Source organism: Myxococcus sp. CA033 (assembly GCF_013336625.1).
In the GTDB taxonomy this organism is placed as follows: Bacteria; Myxococcota; Myxococcia; order Myxococcales; family Myxococcaceae; genus Myxococcus; species Myxococcus llanfairpwllgwyngyllgogerychwyrndrobwllllantysiliogogogochensis.
Map to the genome: position 1 here is coordinate 428,909 of NZ_JABUMU010000006.1, position 20,157 is coordinate 449,065.

Consider the following 20,157-nt stretch of genomic DNA (forward strand, 5'->3'; position numbering starts at 1 on the left):
CGTTGCCATCCCCGCGCGGCTGATGCGAGATGCGTGACATGCCCTCGCCACGAGGCCCCACGCGGGACGAGCTCGACGCAGCCACCGGCCGCCACATGCCGGACATCATCGCGCCCGGCCTGCGCGTGCTCTTCTGCGGCATCAACCCCAGCCTCTATTCCGTGGTGATGGGCCACCACTTCGCGCGCCCCGGCAACCGCTTCTGGCCCACGCTGCACCTGTCGGGCTTCACGACGCGACAGTTGAGCCCCTCGGAGCAGGGCGAGCTGCGCGAGCAGGGCCTGGGCATCACCAACGTCGTCGACCGCGCCACCGCCACCGCGGACCTGCTCGACAAGTCGGAGCTGACCGAGGGCGCCCGCTCGCTCGAAGCCAAGGTGCGCCGCTACCACCCGCGCTTCCTCGCGGTGCTGGGCATGGGGGCCTACCGCACCGCCTTCGCGCGGCCCAAGGCCCAGCTCGGGCTTCAGGAGGAGACCTTGGGCACCACCCGGCTGTGGGTGCTGCCCAATCCCAGCGGGCTCAATGCCCACTACCAGCTCCCGGACCTGGCCCGGCTCTACGCGCAGCTGCGACTCGCCGCGGACGCGGGCTGACGGCGCTTCAGGTGATGAGCCCCGCCTCGCGCGCGAAGCGGGTGACGACGGGCTGCACGTGGGGGAACGCGGCGGCGTTGCAGGCCAGCAGGCCGCGCAGGTTCTGCAGCTCGGAGCCGTCATAGCGATACGGCGTGCCGCCCAGGTCCGTGAGGATGCCCCCGGCCGAACGCAGCACGGCCTCCGGCGCACAGTTGTCCCAGCGATAGCTCTTGTCGCTGACGTGGAGGTAGAGGTCCGCCTGGGACTCCGCGAGCAGGCCGCACTTGACGCCCACCGAGCCGGACTCCTGCTCGCGGGTGATGCCCAGCCGGGCCACGACCTGGTTGGTCAGCTTGGAGCGATGCGAGCGCGACACCACCAGTCGCAGCGACGCGGGCTCCGCCACGTCCGACACGCGCAGGGCCCGGCGCGCGCCCGCCTTCTCCACGAAGCCCCCCTGCCCCACCACGCCCGAATAGAGCGTGTCGCCCACCGGCCGGTACACCACGCCCAGCACGGCCTCGGTGCCAATGGCCAGGCCGATGTGGATGGCGAACTCGCCGTTGCGGTTGACGAACTCCTGCGTGCCGTCGAGCGGGTCCACGAACCAGCAGCGCTCGAAGCGGCCGGCGGCGGCGCTGTTGTCGGACTCCTCGGCCACCACACCGTCACCGGGGAAGGCCCGGCGCAGCGCCTCCACGATGAGGGCGTTGGCTCGGGTGTCCGCCTCGGTGACGGGCCCCTGGCCGCCCGCCTTGTCCTCGACGGAGAAGGGGGTGGCGTAGACCTCCAGCAAGAGGGCGCCCGCTTCACGGGCGATGCGGCGGGCGGTGTCGAGCTCGGTGTCGAGGGATGGCATGGGCGGACAGTCTGCCCTCGAATGGGGCCTGGGTGGGAGGTCGCGCGTCGGTGTGGACCTTGAACATGGGGCGAACCGCCCCGCGCGGGGCGGATTGCCCCGCCCGGCCGGACGCGCTCGCGAGGGAAGATGGTGGCGTGGCTCCTGCACTGCATGAAGCGAACCGTGAGCGCTCGGGGAGCGGGCCCGCGCCCAAGCCCCCGACGCGAAGTGAGGACATGCCGAGATGATGAAGGTGCTACTGGCGGGGTTGATGCTGGTGTTCGGGGGGATGCTCGCCTTCGGGGGCGGGCGCATGCTGTACCGCGCCCATGCGAGCGAGCGCTGGCCCACCACGGAGGGCACCGTGGTGTCCTCGGGCGTGGAGACGGTACGCAACCGGCGCACCACCCGCTTCCACCCCGAGGTGAAGTACGAGTACTCGGTGGGTGGCCATTCCTACTCGGCGGACACCATTTCGTTCGGAGGCAATGACACGGGCGCGCTGCCGGATGCCCAGCGCCTGACGCACCGGTATGCCTCCGGCACGAAGCTGCCCGTGCACTACGAGCCGGGCGACCCGGCCATCGCGTGCGTGGAGTGTGGCAACGCGGGGATGTCCAGCTACGTCGTGATGTTCGGCGGCCTGGCCTTCGCGGGGCTCGCGGGCGCGGGCATGGTGGACATGGTGCGCTCCGACGTGCGCGAGCGGCGCCGCATCAAGGGGCAGCGGCTCGCGCGGTAGCCATGGTCGCGGGCGCGGGCTTCCGCCTCAGCGTCTTCGCAAGGTGAAGACGTCGCCATTCTGCGCGACGACTCTGTAGCCCCCCAAGTCACCATCCACGTCCATGCCCAGCTGGAGTGGATCCGGAAACGTGTCCTCGTCGAAGTAGACGAGGAGCTTCTGGCGGGTGTCGACGAGCTCCAGGGGCCCCAGCGGCGCTGTCGCGAACACCTGGGGCACCGGGTCGGGAGCCAGCTCCTCGATGGTCTTCGTCAGACAGGTCGCCCACTCGCCCCGGTAGGCCTGCAGGCGCGCCTGGAGGTTCTGGAGCACGAGGGAGCTTCTGGCGGGAGCGGCGTTCAGCCGGTACTGGATGCGGGGCTGGCTCCAGTGCACGTCGATGAGGAACAGGCGCTTCTTGGCCTGGCGGACCTCCTCGCCGGTCCCCAGCTCCGTCAGCGCGAGCGTGAAGTCCTCGCAGAACTTCGCGTGGGACATGGGCCGCATCGCCTCCAGACAGTGGGCGAGGGAGTACTTGCTCGCATAGCTCTGGTACACGCGGACCTCGTCGCCCAGGCGCTCGACCATGAACGAGTGGGGCTTGCGCGAGATGCGACAGTAGTAGGGGCCCGGCGTGTTCTCGAGCAGGCTCAGCAGCGCGGGCGCGCCGATGTCCCCCACGGCCGGCGCGTCGCCTCCCACCGTCGTGACGTCATCCATCCAGGAGGACGTGGCGCCGCACGAGCCCGACTCCAGGTTGTGCTTCGCGGTGAACTCCACGTAGTCCGCGAACAGCATGGACCGCAGGGTGGCCACGGAGGTCTTCAGGGCGAAGACCCGGACAACCTCCTCCAGGTCGCTCGTCGTCGTGCTCCCATAGGTGGAGAGCGGAGAGCACACGAACATCTCGATGGTGGAGAGCGAGAGCCGCGACTGGAACTTCCGTCCCTCGGCGGCGGCGCGACCGAGCAGCTCATCGAGCGGAGGATGCGCGTCCGAGCGCGAGATGAAGCGCTTGACGTCGAGCAGCTTCCCGCAGTGGGTGACCTTGCCGCGCCAGCCATTCCAGCACTTGAGACAGATGAAGAACTTCTTGGCGCACGTGTCACATTCGAGGCGGACTTCCATCTCCTCGCGCTTGCAGAAGCTGCACAGCATGAAGACTCCCGGGTTGGTCGGTGCCCGGGGAGCAAGCTGTGTACCCGGAGCGCAAGCCCAGTAAAGACAAGGACCTCCCTTGCTGGAGCGCCGGACCTCGCGTCCACCCGGCACGCCTCGGCGTCCGGACGGCACGCAGATGCGCTCCTTGCGCGGGGCGTCGCGCGAGGCTCAAAGCAGCCCGTTCCGCGTGGTATCGATTGCCGACGGCCCCGTCCGAACGCCGGATGTCGCGACGGGAAGCGGACGGACGGAGACCTCTCCCGTCCGACACTCCACATCCGCCCCAAACGAACGCCGTGCGGACCCGAAGCCCCTGTGTGACGCTGTCGCCCCCGCGCCGTGCCATCTGGACGGCCCTCCCTGAAGGAGCTCCCACATGCCCGTCACCCTCCGCCCCGCCCAGCCCTCGGACGAGCCCGCTCTGGGCCGGATGGGCGCGGCGCTCGCACGGCTCCATCACGAGCTTGACCCTCAGCGCTTCATGCTTCCGGACGACGTGGAGTCTGGATACCGCTGGTGGCTGGGACGAGAGGCCCGCAAGCCTGACGCGGTCGTCCTCGTCGCCGAGCTGGACGGTGAGGTGGTGGGCTATGCGTACGGCCGCGTGGAGGACGTGGACTGGAACGCCCTGCTGGACCGCTCCGGCGGCTTCCATGATTTGTGGGTGGACGCGAAGGCCCGCCGCGCCGGCGTAGGCCCCCTGCTCGCCGAGGAGCTGATGCGCCGACTGACGGCCCTGGGCGTGCCGCGCGTCGTCCTGCACGCCGCCGCCAAGAACGAGCCCGCACAGCGGATGTTCGCGCGCCGCGGGTGGCGCCCCACCATGGTGGAGATGACCCGCGAGGCGCCCGACACGCCCAAGAAGCCCTGAGGACTCAGGGCTTCCGACACGCCGCCCGGAATGGCGGCTGGCGTGTCACCGGGCACAGCTCAGTCCCAGGTGGTCCAGTCTGCTTCGTGGCCTCGGTCCGTCAGCTTCAGCCACGCGTTCTGACCGTTCGTCTTGGTCAGCAGCGCGGCGTTCTCGACGGCGGTCTTGGGGACACCCGCCCCATACCCCGAGGGACACTGGAAGTTGTCGAAAGACCCCGTCCCACCCATTGCCCAATAGTCAGACGGGCACGCGGTCGCAGTGCAACTTGTCCCGTACTTCCGGCATGCATGCGGATGGCTTTCGGCGCAATTCGCGTCGTACCAGGTCCCATTGGCCAGAATCATGGCGCAGTGCTCGTTGCCATTGTAGTTGTTCGGCTCGGTCGCGGCCCACTGCGTAAACGGCACCGGGGCACCGCCCCAGTGAACCCACCGCCCCTCCTTCGTCTGGTCCGTGAGGTTGACCCAGACAATGGCTCCCTGCTGCTTCTGCTGGAGCGCCGTGTTCTCGATGGAGTTTCTGGGTGCCGAGAACGTCCAGCCATCGCCACAGACACTCGCGCTCCAGGCGCCAGCCGTGGCCGACAGCTTCCAGTCATTCAGCACACAGCCCTGGCTCGTACACCGGCAGGCGTGCTTCACCGCGGTATCGCAGGGCGCGTCATTCCAGGTGCCCGTCACGTTGGCCAGCGTGCAGTTCTCGGCGCCTCCCGCGTTGTTCGGCTCGCCCGTCCCCCAGGGCTGGAAGGGGACCTCCTCCCAGCGACCTGCCTCGAACTGGTCCGTCAGGTTGACCCAGGCGTTCTTGCCCGAGAGGTACGAAAGCTCCTGGAGCTGATAACCCATCGAGGCGTTCCTGGGCGGGACGAACTCATAGCCCGCGGGGCACTGCGGCCGGTTCCAGGGGCCCGTGGCGTCCGTAATGAACCAGGGATTGCCGGAGGAGGAGCCGGTTGCAATCCGGAGGCAGGCATAGGCCTTGTTCGTGGCGCAGGGGGCGTCGTTGTAGCCATACAGCCCCTTCCACTCAGCGCAATGCTCGACACCATCGTAGTTGTTGGGCTCGCCGTCAGCCCACCACTGGAAACCCTCGTACTGCCATTTGCCCTCGAGCAGGCGGTCGGAGAAGTTGACCCAGACGTTGTCTCCGCCATCGACGAGTTCCTGCAGCTTCTGGTTCTCGTAGCCGTTCTGGGGGGGAATGAATGCATATCCGTCCGGGCAGAAGTTGTACTGGGGCGCCCACTCGTAGGCCCCCGTCGACAACTTCCAGTAATCAGACGGACAGTAGGAGGCGTCACAGGTCGCGCCCACCTTCTGACAGGCGCGCCGCAGACTCGAAGCACAGTCCACGTCGTTCCACTGACCGGTATCCGACTGGAACTCCGCACAGTCTTCATTGTCATCCCCGTCATTCGGCTCATCCTCGCCAAAGGACCAGAGCGCCTCCTTCATCGCATCCATACTGACACCATACGGTGAATACGAGAGGTTCGACTCCACCTGGTCCATTGAGATGCTGAAGCCACAGCGCGTGGCAGCCCAGTAGTCCAGGTAGTGGGAGAACCCGGAGTACGGCAGCCCACAGTGGAGAGTCTGGTCACAGATGCGCAGCTCGGAGAACTCCGTCCAATACAGGCCCAGCGCCCCGGGCAGGTCCTGCGAGCGACAGGAGGGATATCCGGTGAACTTCTGCGCCTCGTTCGCGGGGTAACCGGGCGCGTTGACCCACAGATCCGGCTCGGCCGAGCCGCCCTCATGGTGCCCCGAACTCTCGGAGAAGACCCAGTCCTTGAGCGAGCCGCCGTTTCCATCGGGCAGGGATGAATAGTCGAATCGGTCCTTCACGGAGATGATGACCCGCTTGCCCATCCTGGCCAGCTCCTCGTTCGTCGGCCAGCGCTGGGGACGATACTCGCCGGGCGCCTGGGAGCCCGACCCCATGGCCCACGGGTTCGAGAAGTAGGTTCGCAGGTCCCGCGGGGTGAAGATGAGACTGCCCCGTGTATCCCCCGGGACGTTCGGATAGGACTTGTCGAAGAAATGGCGCAACAGGTTGACCATTCGCGTCCGGGAATCCGCCGAGTTGACCTCCAGGTCCTCGATGCCAATCAGAAGGACTTCATTCTGGTTCTGGGGCTCACGGAGCCAGGTCGAGATTTCCCCCAGGATGCCATTGATCGGCGTCGAGAAGGGCTCCACGGCATGGCTGAAACACAACCCCGGCGCCTGTGCGTTGCCGTAGGGGTCGTTCGGCTCGTCCTTGCTGTAGAAACAGCCATGGTCCCAGACGTCCACATAGAGCGCGCGCATGCCCATGGCGAGCTGGTTGTAGACATAGCGGTGCTGATTGACGCGCATGTACCAACGCCCGCCGTGGGAATAGGCATTGCTGACGTGGGCATTGTGCGCGCCAAGTCGCTGGAAGCGCTGGACCGGAATGTCTCGCTGGAGCTCGGTCTGCTGGAATCTGGCGGCGTGCGCCGCCCAGTAATCACCAGGCTCCATCGCCTGGGAGACAGCCCCTGACTCCTGGGGAGGAGTGGGTTCAGCTTCAGTCGGAGGGGTGTTGCAAGAAACGCAAGCAAGCATGCCCATGAGCAGGCAAGCATTGGCCAACTTCATATTGTGCTGTCCTTGGATGTCCCCCAGGCCCGGTTCGGCCAAGGGGGCGCGCCTTCTACATCCACCTACGTTGCGGGACAAGCACGGAACATCGGCCTGTTGAACAATTCTTGTATCGCGGAGCTGGGCAGGGAGCGCGGGGAATTCCGCTCAGAGGTCGATGATGCCCCGCCGTACGGCCACCACCACCGCGTGCGTGCGGTCCCTGGCAGAGAGCTTCGTCAGCACGTTCTTCATGTGCGTCTTGACGGTCTCCTCGGAGATTCCCATCTGCGCGGCGACCTCCTTGTTCGCGTTTCCCGCGGCGACCCGGCTCAGGACGTCCCGCTCGCGCGTCGTCAGCTCGTCGTCCGCCATGTGCTCGGCCATCTCCGACGCGATGTCCGCGGAGATGCGGCGGCGCCCCGCATGCACGCTGCGGATGGTCTCCACCAGGTCCTTGCGCAGCATGCTCTTGAGCAGATAGCCGGACGCGCCCGCCTTGATGGCCCGCACGGCCTGCGCGTCGCCCTTGTAGGTCGTCAGCACGACGATGCGCGCCGCCGGGAACTCCGAGCGAATCGCGGTGATGGCGTCGATGCCATTCATCTTGGGCATCTGCACGTCCATCAAGGTGATGTCGGGCTGGTGGGTCCGGTAGGCCTGGAGCGCCTGCTCGCCGTTCTCCGCCTCGGCGACCAGCTTCATGTCCGGCTGTCCGGCAATCATCCCGCTGAGCCCTTCACGCAACAGCGGATGGTCGTCGGCCACCAGGATTCGGATGTTCGAGTCCATCGCGTTCATGACGTCAAGGATACCACTCCAGGAGGGATGCCGGAATCTGGCCATCACCGCGACAACGGGACTGATACACCCTCAACGCCAGCGGATTCCTCACGCCCCGTGCCGCTCTCTACACAGGCCGAGTCCCCCACCCTCCCCCGAAATGGGGAGGACATCCTCCCTGGCATGGGGTTTCATCCAGACGTCTGGCATCGCTATCCTCTCGTCGTGCAACGACTCATCTCGATGATCCCCGAGGGGACGCCGGGAATGGCCTGACTGTGGCTGCGATTGCCCGTGACGGGGGCCTTGCCCTTCAACGCCACCGGGGACTGAGCCGTCACCCGAACGGGGGATGCTCTCGCGGGACTTCCGGGTGTTTTATGTAAAACCCAGGTCGACGGCAGTCACGTCCCCATGAAGTGCAAACACCCCCGAGGAGCCCCATGCCCAACGCCAGTCCCACCCCCGGCAAGAACCTGCTCACCCCCGACAACCACGCGCTCATCCTCGTGGACCATCAGTCGCAGATGGCCTTCGCGACGCGTTCCATCGACATCTCGCTGCTGCGCAACAACACCGCGCTCATCGCCAAGGCAGCCGCGGGCTTTCGCGTCCCCACGCTCCTGACCACTGTCGCGGAGAAGAGCTTCTCGGGGCCCCTGTTCCCTGAAATCAAGGAGGTCTTCCCCGAGGCCAGGGTCGTGGACCGCACCACGATGAACGCCTGGGAGGACCCGCAGGTCACCGAGCAGGTCAACCGCTTCGACAAGGAGCGGCTGGTGATTGCCGGCCTGTGGACGGGCGTCTGCATCGTCGGGCCGGTGCTGTCCGCCATCGACCAGGGCTTCAAGGTCTACGTCATCACCGACGCCAGCGGGGACATCTCCGAGGAGGCCCACGAGCGCGCGGTGCAGCGCATGGTTCAGGCCGGCGCCATGCCGATGACCAGCCTCCAGTACCTGCTGGAGCTCCAGCGGGACTGGGCGCGCGGCGCCACCTACGCGTTGACCACGGGCATCGCCACCAGCAACGGCGGGGGCTACGGCCTGGGCGTCCAGTACGCCAAGTCCATGTTCAACGCCTCCGAGGGCGGCCAGCACTGACGCCGTCCCGCTTTCCGTCACACCCCGGCGATGGACACGCGCCCCCCAGCCCCCGGGCCGCGTCCGTCGTCGTGTCGTTGTCCGCCCCCTCCTCCGCGCACGAGCACCCCCATGGCCGACCTGATTGTCCGCAACGCCCGCATCACCACCCTGGACCGGGACCATCCGGAGGCCCAGGCCCTGGCCATCTCCGGAGGCCTCGTGGAGGCCGTGGGAGACGAGGCCACCCTCATGGCGCTCGCCACACCGGGGACGCGGGTCATCGACGCGGGCGGGCGGCGGCTGGTTCCCGGCCTCAATGACAGCCACATCCACCTGATTCGCGGAGGGCTCAACTACAACCTGGAGCTGCGCTGGGACGGCGTACGCTCGCTGGCGGACGCGATGGCGCTCTTGCGCGAGCAGGTGGCTCGCACTCCGGCGCCGCAGTGGGTCCGCGTGGTGGGAGGCTTCAGCGAGCACCAGTTCGTCGAGAAGCGCCTGCCCACGCTGGAGGAGCTCAACGAGGCCGCGCCGGAGACGCCCGTCTTCATCCTCCACCTGTACGACAGGGCGCTGCTCAATCGCGCCGCCCTGCGCGCGGTGGGCTACGGCAAGGAGACGCCGGACCCGCCGGGCGGACGCATCGAGCGCGACGCGCGCGGCAATCCCACGGGCCTGCTGCTGGCCAGCCCCAACGCGCTCATCCTGTACGCGACGCTCGCCATGGGGCCCCGGCTGCCCCCGGAGTACCAGCTCAACTCCACGCGCCACTTCATGCGCGAGCTGAACCGGCTGGGTGTCACGTCCGTCATCGACGCGGGCGGCGGCTTCCAGAACTACCCGGAGGACTACGACATCATCCAGAAGCTGCACGCCGACGGCGAGCTGACGGTGCGCATCGCCTACAACCTCTTCACCCAGAAGAAGGGCGCGGAGGTGGCGGACTTCGAGCGCTGGACGGGCATGCTCACCCCCCGCCAGGGCGACGACATGATGCGCCACAACGGCGCGGGCGAGATGCTCGTGTTCTCCGCCGCGGACTTCGAGGACTTCCGCATGCCCCGGCCGGAGCTGCCCGCGGGCATGGAAGGCGAGCTGGAGTCGGTGGTGCGCCTCCTGGCCCAGAAGCGCTGGCCGTTCCGCATCCACGCCACGTACGACGAGAGCATCAGCCGGGTGCTGGACGTGTACGAGAAGGTGAACCGGGACGTGCCGCTGGACGGTCTGCACTGGCTCATCGACCACGCGGAGACCATCTCCGAGCGCAACATCGAGCGCGTGCGCGCGCTCAGCGGTGGCATCGCCATCCAGCACCGCATGGCCTACCAGGGCGAGTACTTCGCGGAGCGCTACGGCCGTGACGCCGTCCGCCGCACGCCCCCGGTGCGCAAGATGCTGGAGCTGGGCGTGCCCGTGGGTGCCGGCACGGATGCCACGCGCGTGGCCAGCTACAACCCCTGGGTGGCGATGTACTGGCTCGTCACCGGCCGCACGCTGGGCGGGCTGGCGATGTACGGCGAGGACAACGTCCTGGAGCGCGAGGAGGCCCTCCGCCTGTGGACGCACGGCAGCGCGTGGTTCTCCCACGAGCAGGAGCGCAAGGGACTGCTCAAGCCCGGCTACTTCGCGGACTTCACCGTGTTGTCGTCGGACTTCTTCCAGGTGCCGGAGGCGTCCATCCTGGACATCACCAGCGTGCTCACGGTGGTGGGCGGCAAGGTGGTGCATGGCGATGGCGACTTCGGTCCGCTCGCGCCCCAACTGCCCCGGCCGATGCCGGACTGGTCTCCGGTGAATCGCTTCGGCGGCTACCAGGGCGGCACCGTCGCCCAGGCCCGGGCCGCCTTCCAGGGGGCCTCGCACGCGCATGGAGACTCCTGCGCCATGCACGGCCATGGCAGGACTCACGCTTCGCGCCACCAGGTCCCCACGAGCGACGACACCGGGTTCTGGGGCGCGCTCGGGTGCCTCTGCTATGCCTTCTGAGGCGAACGTCGCGGCGGCCCCGGCGGTGCCCGCGCCGGAGGTCGGCCCGTGGGCGCCGCTGCGCCACTCCTCGTTCCGGACGATGTGGTTCGCGGTCCTGGCCAGCCACATCGGGACGTGGGTCCATGACGTCGCCGCCGCGTGGTTCATGTCCGAGCGGACGGGCTCCCCGTTGATGGTCGCCGCGGTGCAGTCCGCGACGACGATGCCCGTCGTGGTGTTCGCCCTCGTCGCGGGCACGCTGGCGGACATCGTCGACCGGCGGCGCTACCTCATCGCCGTGCAGGTGTGGATGCTGGTCATGGCGACGACGCTCGCCTGGTTCGCCCTCTCCGGCAGGATGAATGAGTGGGTGCTGCTGGGGCTGACGTTCGCGCTCGGGACGGGCGCGGCCATGGCGATGCCTGCCCAGGCGGCGACGACCGCGGAGCTCGTGCCACGGCCCCTGCTGGCGCCCGCCGTGGCGCTCAGCTCCATCGGGATGAACATCGCGCGCTCGGTGGGGCCAGCCCTGGGCGGGCTGATTGTCGCGCGCTTCGGCGTCGGCTGGGCCTTGTCGCTGGACGCGGTCTCCTACCTGGGCGTGCTGCTGGCCCTGCTCCTCTGGCGGAGGGAGGAGACTGTCTCGACGCTGCCCTCGGAGCCCTTCGGCATCGCCCTGCGCGCGGGGCTTCGCTACGCGTCGAAGTCGGGTGACTTGCGCTCCGTGCTGCTCAAGTCGGCCTGTTTCTACGTCTTCGCCAGCGCGCTGCCCGCGCAGCTCGCCATCGTCGTGCGCAAGGAGCTGGGCGCGGGAGCGGGCACGTACGGGTTGCTGCTGACGTGTATCGGAGCGGGCGCCGTCGCGGGCGCCGTGCTGCTGCCTCGACTCCGTGCGCGACTGGGGGTCGACCGGCTGGTGTTCGGCGCCACGGTGCTCTACGCGCTCACCATGCTCGTCGTGGCCCACGTGCGACTGCTCCAGGTGCTGGGCGTGGCCATGGTGTTCAACGGCCTGGCGTGGATCAGCGTGTTGTCCTCGCTCCAGACGGCCACCCATGTCTCCGTTCCCACGTGGGTTCGGGCCCGGGCGCTGTCGCTCTACATCGTGGTCTTCTCCGCGGGCATGGCCGGAGGAGGCCTCCTGTGGGGCTCCGTGGCCCAGCGCTTCGGTGTCCCCGTCTCGCTGACGGCGGCGTCCCTGGCGGCGGTGCTCGCGGGCGCCTTCTCGCTGCGTTTCCGGCTGAGCGCGGCCATGACGCGCAACACCGCGCCCTCTTCGCACTGGCCGTCGCCGGAGCTGACCGAGGCCATCGAGCAGGACCGGGGACCGGTGCTCATCACCGTGGAGTACCGCATCGCCCCCAGGGACCGCGCGACGTTCCTTCCGCTCATCCACCAGCTCGGCGGCACGCGGCGCCGCGACGGTGCCGTGCAGTGGGACGTCATGGAGGACACGGCGGAGCCTGGACGCTTCCTCGAGTACTTCGTCGTCGGCTCGTGGATGGAACACCTGCGTCAACACGAGCGCGTCACGCATGAGGAGAAGGCGCTGCAGGACACGCTGCGCGCGCTCCACCAGGACAGCCAGCCGCCGTCCGTTCGTCACTTCGTCGGCGCCGCGCCGACGAGCCCCCGTCTCACCCCCTTGGAGAACGACTCGTGAACTGGAAACTGTGTGTGGGCCTGCTCCTGGGCCTGGGTATTGGCTTTGGTTGCCGCTGGTTGGGCGTGCCCGCGCCCGCGCCGCCGGTGCTGGTGGGGGCGCTGCTCGTCGTCGCGATGACGAGCGGCTACACCCTGACGGACAAGCTGCTGGCGTCCCGTCCCGCGCGCAATCACGTCAACTGTGGCGGTCCCACCGGCGAGACGCAGGGGACGCGCTCATGATGCTGGCCCTGTTGGGATTCGCCCTGGCGCTCATCATTGGCGCGGGGTGCCGGCTGCTCGACATTCCCCTGCCCGCTCCGCCGAAGCTCCAGGGCGCGCTGCTGGTGGTGGCCATGACGGTGGGCTTCCTCATGGGGGAGCGGCTCCTGGGCTGAAGCACGCTCGCGCGCGAGGAGGACGCCGTGCCAGGCGGCCTCCGCGCGTCGCGCATGCGTCAGGACTTGGGGATGAGGACGAGGTCCTCGTCCTGCTCCAGGCGGTACACGCCGTCCGCGCCCCGGCAGCGCTCGGCATGCAGGCGAAGCTTCCGGTCGAGTTCGCGGGCCTGGTCCGGGCTCATGGCCGCGAGCTGCTCCGCGGTGAAGCAGCCCTCGAGCACGAAGAAGCGGCAGAGCGTGTACATCTCCTCGAAGGTCTGCGCGACGAAGCCGCTCATCGTCGGGAGCACCTCGTGGGGCAGGTGTTTGCCCCGCACGGTGTCCAGCATCAGCTCGCCAAAGTTCAGCGTCTCCGCGAAGTCACGGCACAGCTCGTACGTGGGCCCACGGGCGGCGGCCATGATGAGCAGGCAGTAGCCGCCGGGACGGACGAACGAAAGCAGTCTGTCCATGAAGGCGCCCCAGTCCGCGAGGGGCACGTGGTACAGGACGTGTGAGCACAGGACGAGCTCGTACTGCTCGGTGGAGGCATAGCGCTCCAGGGGCTCGACGAGGACCTTCGCCTTGTCGAGCTTCAGTCCTGAAATCTGCTCGCGATTGGGTTCGAGCAGCGTGAGTGAGCCGAAGTGTGGCGCGAGCCGCTCGGCCACCTTGCCCGACCCGGCGCCCACGTCCAGCAGCGTGCGCGGGAGTGGAAGACCTGGGAGCATCCGCTCCTCGACGACACGCGCGATGTTCTCGGGGTGGCGCGCGGTGGCGGCCAGCAGGCGAAAAGCCGTGGCGTATTCCTGCGGCGACATCGTGATTCCCATATCAGTCCCCCTGCTCCTGTTGAGATGCCAGTCCCGGTGCCCCTCACTGGGATGAGCGCCAGCGTATCGCCCCCACGCGCGGGGAGCACCTGGCTGGGCGCGGAGGACAGGCACCCGTGAACGGGCATCGAGGAGGACACGAGGACAACCCGCTGGATTCCGCCCCGTGACCTCGAACGCCGCATGTTGGTGACCGTGACTCCGTGGCGACATTGCCGAGGGCACACCGGGGGTCATGCCGTTCGCCCTGCGAAACCGCGCCTCCGCCCCTCTGCCTTGCCGGGGGCACGGCCCCACAGATCAGTGGGTGCTGTCCACCACAGGGGCCTGACTCCTCGCGAGGGGCAACATGCATCCCCGCAGGGAAGTCCCGCATGTCGCGCCATTGGTCTGACGCTTGCTCTGTTGGACGCAATGACAACTCTCATCCGCAGAGAAAACTGGCGGGCCCTGGCCCTCACGGCCTCGTTACTTCTCGGTTGCACCAGTGACACACCTACACCTCCCGAAGGACCTCCTGGGGGGGACGACACGACGGTCCAGTTGACGCTCACGCGCCTGGGCGCGGGCACCCTCACCTCCAGCCCCGCCGCCATTTCGTGCGGCGGCACCTGTCTGGCCTCGTTCACCAAGGGCACTGCCGTCACGCTGACCGCCACGCCTGACACGGGGTACGCCTTCGGTGGGTGGAGCGGCGGCGGCTGCACGGGCACCGAGACGTGCGCCATCACCCTCGACGCCGACACCACCGTGCAGGGGAGCTTTACCCCGGTCACTGTCGCGGGCACCCAATACATTCCCTTGAGCCTTGCCTCCGGCCCCATCGCCGACAAGACGCCCGTGCGCACAGGCGTCCCCCTCCCCAAGGGAGCCCTGTCGAACATCGCCGAGCTGCGACTGGAGACCGGTGACGGCAGCCAGGAAGTTCCCGCCCAGTTCGACGCCATCTCGCGCTGGCCGGATGGCTCCATCAAGGTAGCCCTCGTCCACCTCGTCGCCGACCTCGGCGAAGCGCGCTCCTACCGCGTCGCCTATGGCCCTGGCGTCGTGCGCGCCGCCCTGCCCCGTAACGTGGCCATCAGCGGCACGCCGACCACCGAGCTCACCGTCGACACGGGCCTGGTGAAGTTCGCCGTCAACAACAAGGGTGTCATCAACAAGCTCTGGCGCGACACCAACACCAACGGCACGTTCGAAACGGGCGAGCAGCTCCTCAACGGCGGAGACCTGTTCATGGTCAACGCCTACGACAACCTGGAGTACACCGCTGGCGCGGCCAGCGACGCGGTCGTCACCGTGGAAGAGAACGGGCCGATGCGCGCGGTCATCAAGGCCCAGGGCTCCCTCACCAACGGCAGCGGCGCGAAGCTCATCAAGTACCTGGTCCGCTACTACGCCCTCCAGGGCTCCGACAAGGTCGACATCGAGGTCTCCATCATCGACGACCGCCTGGAGCCGAACGTCCAGACCAACCACACGTCGTTCGCCATCGCCGGCAAGGCGCTGGGCCTGCGCTGGACCTACCTCTCCGACAGCGCGGCCGACTACCGCTTCGGCGGTGAGAGCGGCGCCGCGTATGCAGCCAAGGTCTCCGGAGAGCACTTCATCCTTCAGAAGGGAGAGTTCACCTTCAACAACGGCGTCGACCTGGGCCACACGTTCAACTACAGCGGCGTGGGTACGGGCGCCAAGGCCGCCGGTTGGGTGGCCCTGGATTCCGGCAGCCGCCACCTGGCCTTGATGGTCCGGGACTTCTGGCAGCAGTTCCCGGGCGAGCTGAGCATCAGCGGCAACACCCTGACCGCCTCCCTCTTCCCCGCACGCGGCGGCACCGCGGAGACCACGCAGCCCGCGCTGTCCGGCACTCGCTATATCCGGGCGCAGAGCATGTACTTCGCCCGCCCAGGTGGCGCGAAGACGTACCAGCTTCGGCTCGCCTCGAGCACCGGCCTGCCCACCACCAGCGCGCTGCACACGGCCAACGACAGCTATCAGCGCCACCGCCTGGAGCTGACGGCCACCCCGGCCTGGTACTCGACGTCAGGTGTCTTCGGCGACCTGACGCCCACGCCCCAGCTCAGCACCAACAAGGGCTACGACAACATGCTGATGCGTGACATCTACGAGCGGAGCATCGAGCAGTCCGACGGCAACGCCACGATGTTTGGCTGGCGTGACTACGGCGACCGGCTGCGCGCGGGCTGGGCGCTCGAGGTCAATGGCGTCTACGTGCCCAGCTTCTACAATGACACCCACGTCGGCGCGAACAACTTCCTCACGCAGTACCTGCGCAGCGGAGACGCTCGCTGGTTCCAGCTCGGGGAGATCAGCACCCGTCACTTCATGGACATCGACGTGTCGCATGGGCCCCGCGCGGGCTACTGGGCCACGGGCGGCGCGCCGCAGCCCGCCGGCGAGGTGCATGCCATCAACCATGAAAACATCGACCACCAGGTCCGCAACCTGCACTGGGGCCATGCGCACGTCAGCGGCATGAGCAATCTCTACCTGCTCACGGGCGACAAGCGCTCGCTCGACGTGCTCACGGAGATCGCCAACTGGTGGAAGTTCGTCACCCCGCACTTCTTCAAGCGCCCGTTCAAGTTCGCGGACCGGTACCGCGAGGCCGAGCGCGACTATGGCTGGCCCCTCTATGTGATGAATGAGTACGTGCGAGTGACGGGAGATGCGACGTACCACAAGGACGTGGCGGGCCACCTGGCCGCCTACATCGTCGAGTGGTTCAGGACCCCGAGCAATCACGTGGGCTACAACCCGGCCACGAACACCGTCACCAACACCGTCCTGGGCGTGAATGATGCCACCCAGGGAACGGGCTACTGGACGATGACCAAGATGGACAACAACGCCGGGTTCAACGCCACTGGGACGAACCCCTGGATGGCGGGGGCCTTCATGGGCAACCTCATCAGGTTTCATCAGGCAGACGTGTTGTTCTCCGCCGCGGGCAAGCCCTCCGGCGTGAGTCACGCCCAGATGGTGGACATGTTGCTCCAGGGCATGAACTACGTCGTCAAGTATGGCTACGACAGCACCCGCAAGTTCTTCGTGTACTCAGAAGCGCAGCGCGGCTACGACGGCGGCGACCACCACATCCTCTATCCGCTGGCCTATCTGGACCGCCTGTACAAGCAGGAGCTCGCCGCGGGTCGCATCAGCAACCCCGCATGGTTCGACACCCAGGCCACGTGGGGCGCGCTCGCCACGCGTCGCTACGACGAACTCCAGAACCTGACCGTCGGCGCGAGCACCCAATCCTATGGCTTCTATGGCTATGAGATTGTCTATCCCGCTGACTACTTCACGGTGATGAAGGACACGCTCGGCCGGTAGCGCGGAGCCCATGTCGAGGGAGGGCAGGACGCCAGCCAGTCCAGGCGTCGTGCCCCCCGCGTCACATGCCCAGCCGACGCACCAGCTCCACGGGCACCGGATAGACGGCCTCCTTGGGCAGCAGGCGCGTGGCCTGGTCCGCGCGCCCCTCGTCCAGGTGCTTGCGCAGCTTCTGCACCAGCGGCGTCAGGTCTGTGATGGAAACCACCCAGTCCTCGACAAAGCGCTGGATGATGCCGCGCCCCAGGCCCACCTGGATGCTGTCGTGAGGGAGCCCCGCCCCCCGCACCGTGCGCTCCGGGTCCCACTGGACATGGACGGACGCGTGCTCGAAAGCCTGTCGCCAGGCCTCCGGGGTGCCATGGGCCTTGGGCTCATACCCCGTGAGTACCGCCTCAGCGAGCGCCGCCTCCCACCCACTGCGTCGGATGCGCACCGCGAGCGTGCGCTCCTGGCCGCTCTTGCGGCCCCAATTCGAGCGGTGCATCAGCCACAGGAAGCTGGGTTTGATCCACGTCATCCGACCCACGGAGAACGGCGGGCCGAACTTCTGCTGTCTCACCGCCACGTCCGCGATGGCGTCCGGATAGGCCTGGTAGACCACCATGGACGCCCGGTCGAAATCGGCGCGAATCGCCCGGACGGAACTCACCGCCAGGTGCCCGCCAGGGCAAGAAGGCTGTTGCCAACCGTCGTCATACCTCGCACATTAACACAGGGGTCCCTACGAACCCGCGTCGATAGACCCTCACCGACGGGCATCACCCAGACTCTCAACACCTGGAAGACCGTGACAGAAAATGTCACACTTCGCGTTTATTGCGGGAAATGCAATGAAGTTGCTGCTGTCGACTTGTTCTTGAGATGCCTTTGGCTTCACCATGACGACCTCATCATTCGTTTGGGGGAATCGCATGCTCGTGAAGAGAGGTCGCGGAGTCGTAGGCGCCACGCTGCTGAGCCTGACATTGGGGGCTTGCACGGAGGCCAACACATCCAAGGATGCGAAGGATGCGGTGACCGAGAAGGCCTCGGCGGCGCTCTCGGGTGAGCACCAGGTCCTCTCCGTCGACAAGGACTCCACCCCCACCTTCGTCAGTGGTCTGTTTGGCGCGGCGCCGACCAGTGTCGCCGCCGTCCGGGGTGTCCAGGCGGAGACGCTGGCGCCCGTCATCGCGCGCGTCGCCCCTCTGTTCAAGGTGAAGCCCGACCAGCTCTTCCTGAAGCGGGCCTACGTCGGCTTCGACGGGGACGCGCACTTCCGCTATGGCGTGCGCCTCAACGGCGTGGAGATCATGGGCGCGGAGCTGCGGCTGCACGCTCGCAACGGCCAGGTGTTCGCCGCCAACGGAAACGCGCGCACCGACCTTCGCGCGCCCGTGGGTGCCAATGTCTCCGCGGAGCTGGCGGTGGAGACGGCCCAGAAGGACCGTGCCTCCCCGCCGAAGGCGGCCATCGAGGGCAAGCCGGAGCTGGTCTACTGGCTCGACAGCGGCCAGTACCTCCTGGCGTACCGCATGCGCATGACGGGTGAGCAGAAGGACGGCACCCCGGTGGACGACACCGTGCTCGTCAACGCGCGCTCGGGGGACCTGTTCGAGCGCTACACCAATATCCACTCGGCGCTGGTCCGCCGGGTCTATGACGGTGGCAACACCACGACCCTTCCCGGCACCGTGGGCCGCAACGAAGGAGACCCGCCTGTCGCGGACCCCATCGTCAACGCCGCCTACGACAACCTGGGTGCCGTCTACAATTGCTACAACGACCTGTTCGGCCGCGACTCCTACGACAGGGCGGGCGCCACGCTCATCGCCACCGTTCACCACCGCGTGAATTATGTGAATGCGTTCTGGAATGGGACGCAGATGGTGTTCGGGGACGGCGACGGCACCACCTCCCTCAACCTGGCCCTCAGCCTGGACGTGACGGCCCACGAGCTGACGCACGCCGTGACGGAGTTCGACTCGGACCTCATCTACTCCGGCGAGTCCGGCGGCCTGAACGAGGCCATGTCCGACATCTTCGGCGCCGTGTGTGAATGGCACGCGGAGGCGCGGACCATCAATGCCGGAACGTACCTCGTGGGCGAGGACGTCTGGACGCCCGACGTCGAGGGGGATGCCCTTCGCTACATGAACAACCCCACGCAGGATGGGGACTCGCTGGATGACTACGGCGACTACACCTCCGGCGTCGATGTCCACTACAGCTCGGGCATCGCCAACCTGGCGTTCTATCTCCTCGCGCAGGGTGGCACGCATCCGCGCTTCCCCACGCGCCCGGCGGTGGCGGGCATCGGTATCGAGAAGGCCGCCCGCATCTTCTACAAGGCGAACCTGGACTTCTTCCTCCCCGGCACCAACTTCGACGCGGCGAAGGCCGGGACGGAGCAGGCCGCCGCGCAGCTGGGCTACGACGCGGCGACCATCGCCTCCGTCAACGCGGCGTGGAAGGCCGTGCAGGTGGGCGTCATCTTCGAGCCCCCAAATCCGCGCGAGCTGGTGCGCAACATCCCCGTGGTCCTCTCCGGAGCCCGCACCACCAAGGAGTATGGCTGGGGTGAGGTGCCCGAGGGCGCGACGAACCTGCGCTTCACCCAGTCGGGTGGAACGGGCGACGCGGACCTCTATGTCCGCGTCGGCAACTACCCGACGACGGGCTCCTACGATTGCCGGCCCTACCTCTCCACCAACAACGAGGCGTGCATCTTCGCCAATCCGACGCCCGGCAAGTATTACTTCATGGTCAACGGCTTCACTGACTACGCCAATGCGTCGCTGGTGATGACGTACCAGGGCGGTTTCTTCCCGCTCGAGCCCAACGTGGTGGTGGGTGGCCTGTCCGGCGCCACCAACGACACCCACGGCTTCTTCGTCCAGATTCCCGAGGCCCCCGAGGGCGGCTATCGCAACGTCACCGTGCGAGTCGAGGGCGGTACGGGCAACGCCGACCTCTACGTCCGTCGCGGCGCCATCCCCACCCACAGCGACTACGACTGCCGAAGCATGAAGGAAACCAACGCGGAGCGCTGCGACCTCAAGTACGTCGAGGGTGGCAAGTACTACGTGTTGCTCTACGGCGCGAAGGGCGGCTACGCCAACGCGTCCGTCGTCGTCACCTACCGCTGAGCTGAACCGAGCTGATGCAAGACGGCCCACCCGGTCCGGAGGCGTGAAGCCTCGGCGGGTGGGCCGTCGCATTTCCGGCCGCACCATGAGACCTGGCGGGTGGTCCTCAAGTCCTGGCATGGCGTGACGTGAACTGTCACACGCGTCGCGCCATCGCCTCCCACTCCGCCAATAAAAGACTCACATCGCCAGGAACTC

At 67.5% G+C, this 20,157-nt stretch carries 16 protein-coding genes; 10 read left to right on the forward strand and 6 right to left on the reverse strand.

Annotation, left to right across the window (positions count from 1 at the left end; translation table 11 throughout):
• Positions 1-38: 38 nt before the first annotated feature.
• Positions 39-596 carry a G/U mismatch-specific DNA glycosylase gene (gene mug, locus HUA78_RS19080; protein WP_305794242.1) on the forward strand — a complete coding sequence of 186 codons (558 nt, stop codon included), beginning with the start codon at positions 39-41 and terminating at the stop codon, positions 594-596.
• Between the two features lie 7 nt (positions 597-603).
• On the opposite strand, the gene HUA78_RS19085 is transcribed toward mug, so the two are convergent.
• Positions 604-1,437, reverse strand: coding sequence for a 3'(2'),5'-bisphosphate nucleotidase CysQ (locus HUA78_RS19085; protein WP_141648904.1), 834 nt, complete (start codon positions 1,435-1,437; stop codon positions 604-606).
• A gap of 226 nt (positions 1,438-1,663) precedes the next feature.
• Here HUA78_RS19085 and HUA78_RS19090 point away from each other — a divergent pair, with 226 nt between their 5' ends.
• The gene (locus tag HUA78_RS19090; RefSeq protein WP_174457256.1) at positions 1,664-2,161 is read left to right on the forward strand and encodes a DUF3592 domain-containing protein; all 498 of its coding nucleotides are present in this window, start codon (positions 1,664-1,666) and stop codon (positions 2,159-2,161) included.
• 27 nt (positions 2,162-2,188) lie between these two features.
• On the opposite strand, the gene HUA78_RS19095 is transcribed toward HUA78_RS19090, so the two are convergent.
• Positions 2,189-3,298 (reverse strand): hypothetical protein, encoded by a 1,110-nt coding sequence (locus HUA78_RS19095; protein ID WP_174476853.1) that lies wholly within the window; start codon positions 3,296-3,298, stop codon positions 2,189-2,191.
• A 379-nt stretch (positions 3,299-3,677) separates the two neighbouring features.
• Between HUA78_RS19095 and HUA78_RS19100 the strand changes: the two genes are divergently transcribed.
• Positions 3,678-4,172, forward strand: a complete 495-nt coding sequence (locus HUA78_RS19100) for a GNAT family N-acetyltransferase (protein WP_174476854.1) — start codon at positions 3,678-3,680, stop codon at positions 4,170-4,172.
• Between the two features lie 59 nt (positions 4,173-4,231).
• Here HUA78_RS19100 and HUA78_RS19105 read toward each other — a convergent pair whose 3' ends face one another.
• Together HUA78_RS19105 and HUA78_RS19110 are read right to left on the reverse strand one after the other, a co-directional pair.
• Complete coding sequence (locus tag HUA78_RS19105) at positions 4,232-6,682, reverse strand: lectin-like protein (protein ID WP_174476855.1); 2,451 nt, start codon at positions 6,680-6,682, stop codon at positions 4,232-4,234.
• Positions 6,683-6,949: 267 nt separating this feature from the next.
• A complete protein-coding gene (locus HUA78_RS19110; RefSeq protein ID WP_141648899.1) occupies positions 6,950-7,582 on the reverse strand; it encodes a response regulator transcription factor in 633 nt (210 codons plus the stop codon).
• Between the two features lie 425 nt (positions 7,583-8,007).
• On the opposite strand from HUA78_RS19110, the gene HUA78_RS19115 reads away from it, so the two are divergent.
• The 5 genes from HUA78_RS19115 to HUA78_RS19135 all read left to right on the forward strand — a co-directional run bounded on the left by HUA78_RS19115 (position 8,008) and on the right by HUA78_RS19135 (position 12,659).
• Complete coding sequence (locus tag HUA78_RS19115; RefSeq protein ID WP_174461755.1) at positions 8,008-8,667, forward strand: hydrolase; 660 nt, start codon at positions 8,008-8,010, stop codon at positions 8,665-8,667.
• Between the two features lie 111 nt (positions 8,668-8,778).
• Entirely contained in the window at positions 8,779-10,635 is a 1,857-nt protein-coding gene (locus HUA78_RS19120; protein ID WP_174476856.1) for an amidohydrolase, read from the forward strand.
• Complete coding sequence (locus HUA78_RS19125) at positions 10,625-12,280, forward strand: MFS transporter (RefSeq protein ID WP_174476857.1); 1,656 nt, start codon at positions 10,625-10,627, stop codon at positions 12,278-12,280. Before HUA78_RS19120 ends, HUA78_RS19125 begins: the two co-directional genes overlap by 11 nt.
• Positions 12,277-12,504 carry a DUF1427 family protein gene (locus HUA78_RS19130; protein WP_141648148.1) on the forward strand — a complete coding sequence of 76 codons (228 nt, stop codon included), beginning with the start codon at positions 12,277-12,279 and terminating at the stop codon, positions 12,502-12,504. Before HUA78_RS19125 ends, HUA78_RS19130 begins: the two co-directional genes overlap by 4 nt.
• Complete coding sequence (locus HUA78_RS19135; protein WP_141648147.1) at positions 12,501-12,659, forward strand: XapX domain-containing protein; 159 nt, start codon at positions 12,501-12,503, stop codon at positions 12,657-12,659. Before HUA78_RS19130 ends, HUA78_RS19135 begins: the two co-directional genes overlap by 4 nt.
• A gap of 59 nt (positions 12,660-12,718) precedes the next feature.
• Here HUA78_RS19135 and HUA78_RS19140 read toward each other — a convergent pair whose 3' ends face one another.
• Entirely contained in the window at positions 12,719-13,462 is a 744-nt protein-coding gene (locus tag HUA78_RS19140) for a class I SAM-dependent methyltransferase (RefSeq protein WP_254614346.1), read from the reverse strand.
• 555 nt (positions 13,463-14,017) lie between these two features.
• Here HUA78_RS19140 and HUA78_RS19145 point away from each other — a divergent pair.
• The gene (locus HUA78_RS19145; protein ID WP_174476858.1) at positions 14,018-16,828 is read left to right on the forward strand and encodes a hypothetical protein; all 2,811 of its coding nucleotides are present in this window, start codon (positions 14,018-14,020) and stop codon (positions 16,826-16,828) included.
• A gap of 61 nt (positions 16,829-16,889) precedes the next feature.
• Here the strand turns inward: HUA78_RS19145 and HUA78_RS19150 are convergent, their stop codons facing one another.
• Positions 16,890-17,480, reverse strand: a complete 591-nt coding sequence (locus HUA78_RS19150) for a DUF4291 domain-containing protein (RefSeq protein WP_174457264.1) — start codon at positions 17,478-17,480, stop codon at positions 16,890-16,892.
• Positions 17,481-17,742: 262 nt separating this feature from the next.
• Here HUA78_RS19150 and HUA78_RS19155 point away from each other — a divergent pair, with 262 nt between their 5' ends.
• Positions 17,743-19,959: a M4 family metallopeptidase gene (locus HUA78_RS19155; protein ID WP_174464695.1), complete on the forward strand. Its 2,217-nt coding sequence runs from the start codon at positions 17,743-17,745 to the stop codon at positions 19,957-19,959.
• Positions 19,960-20,157: the final 198 nt, after the last annotated feature.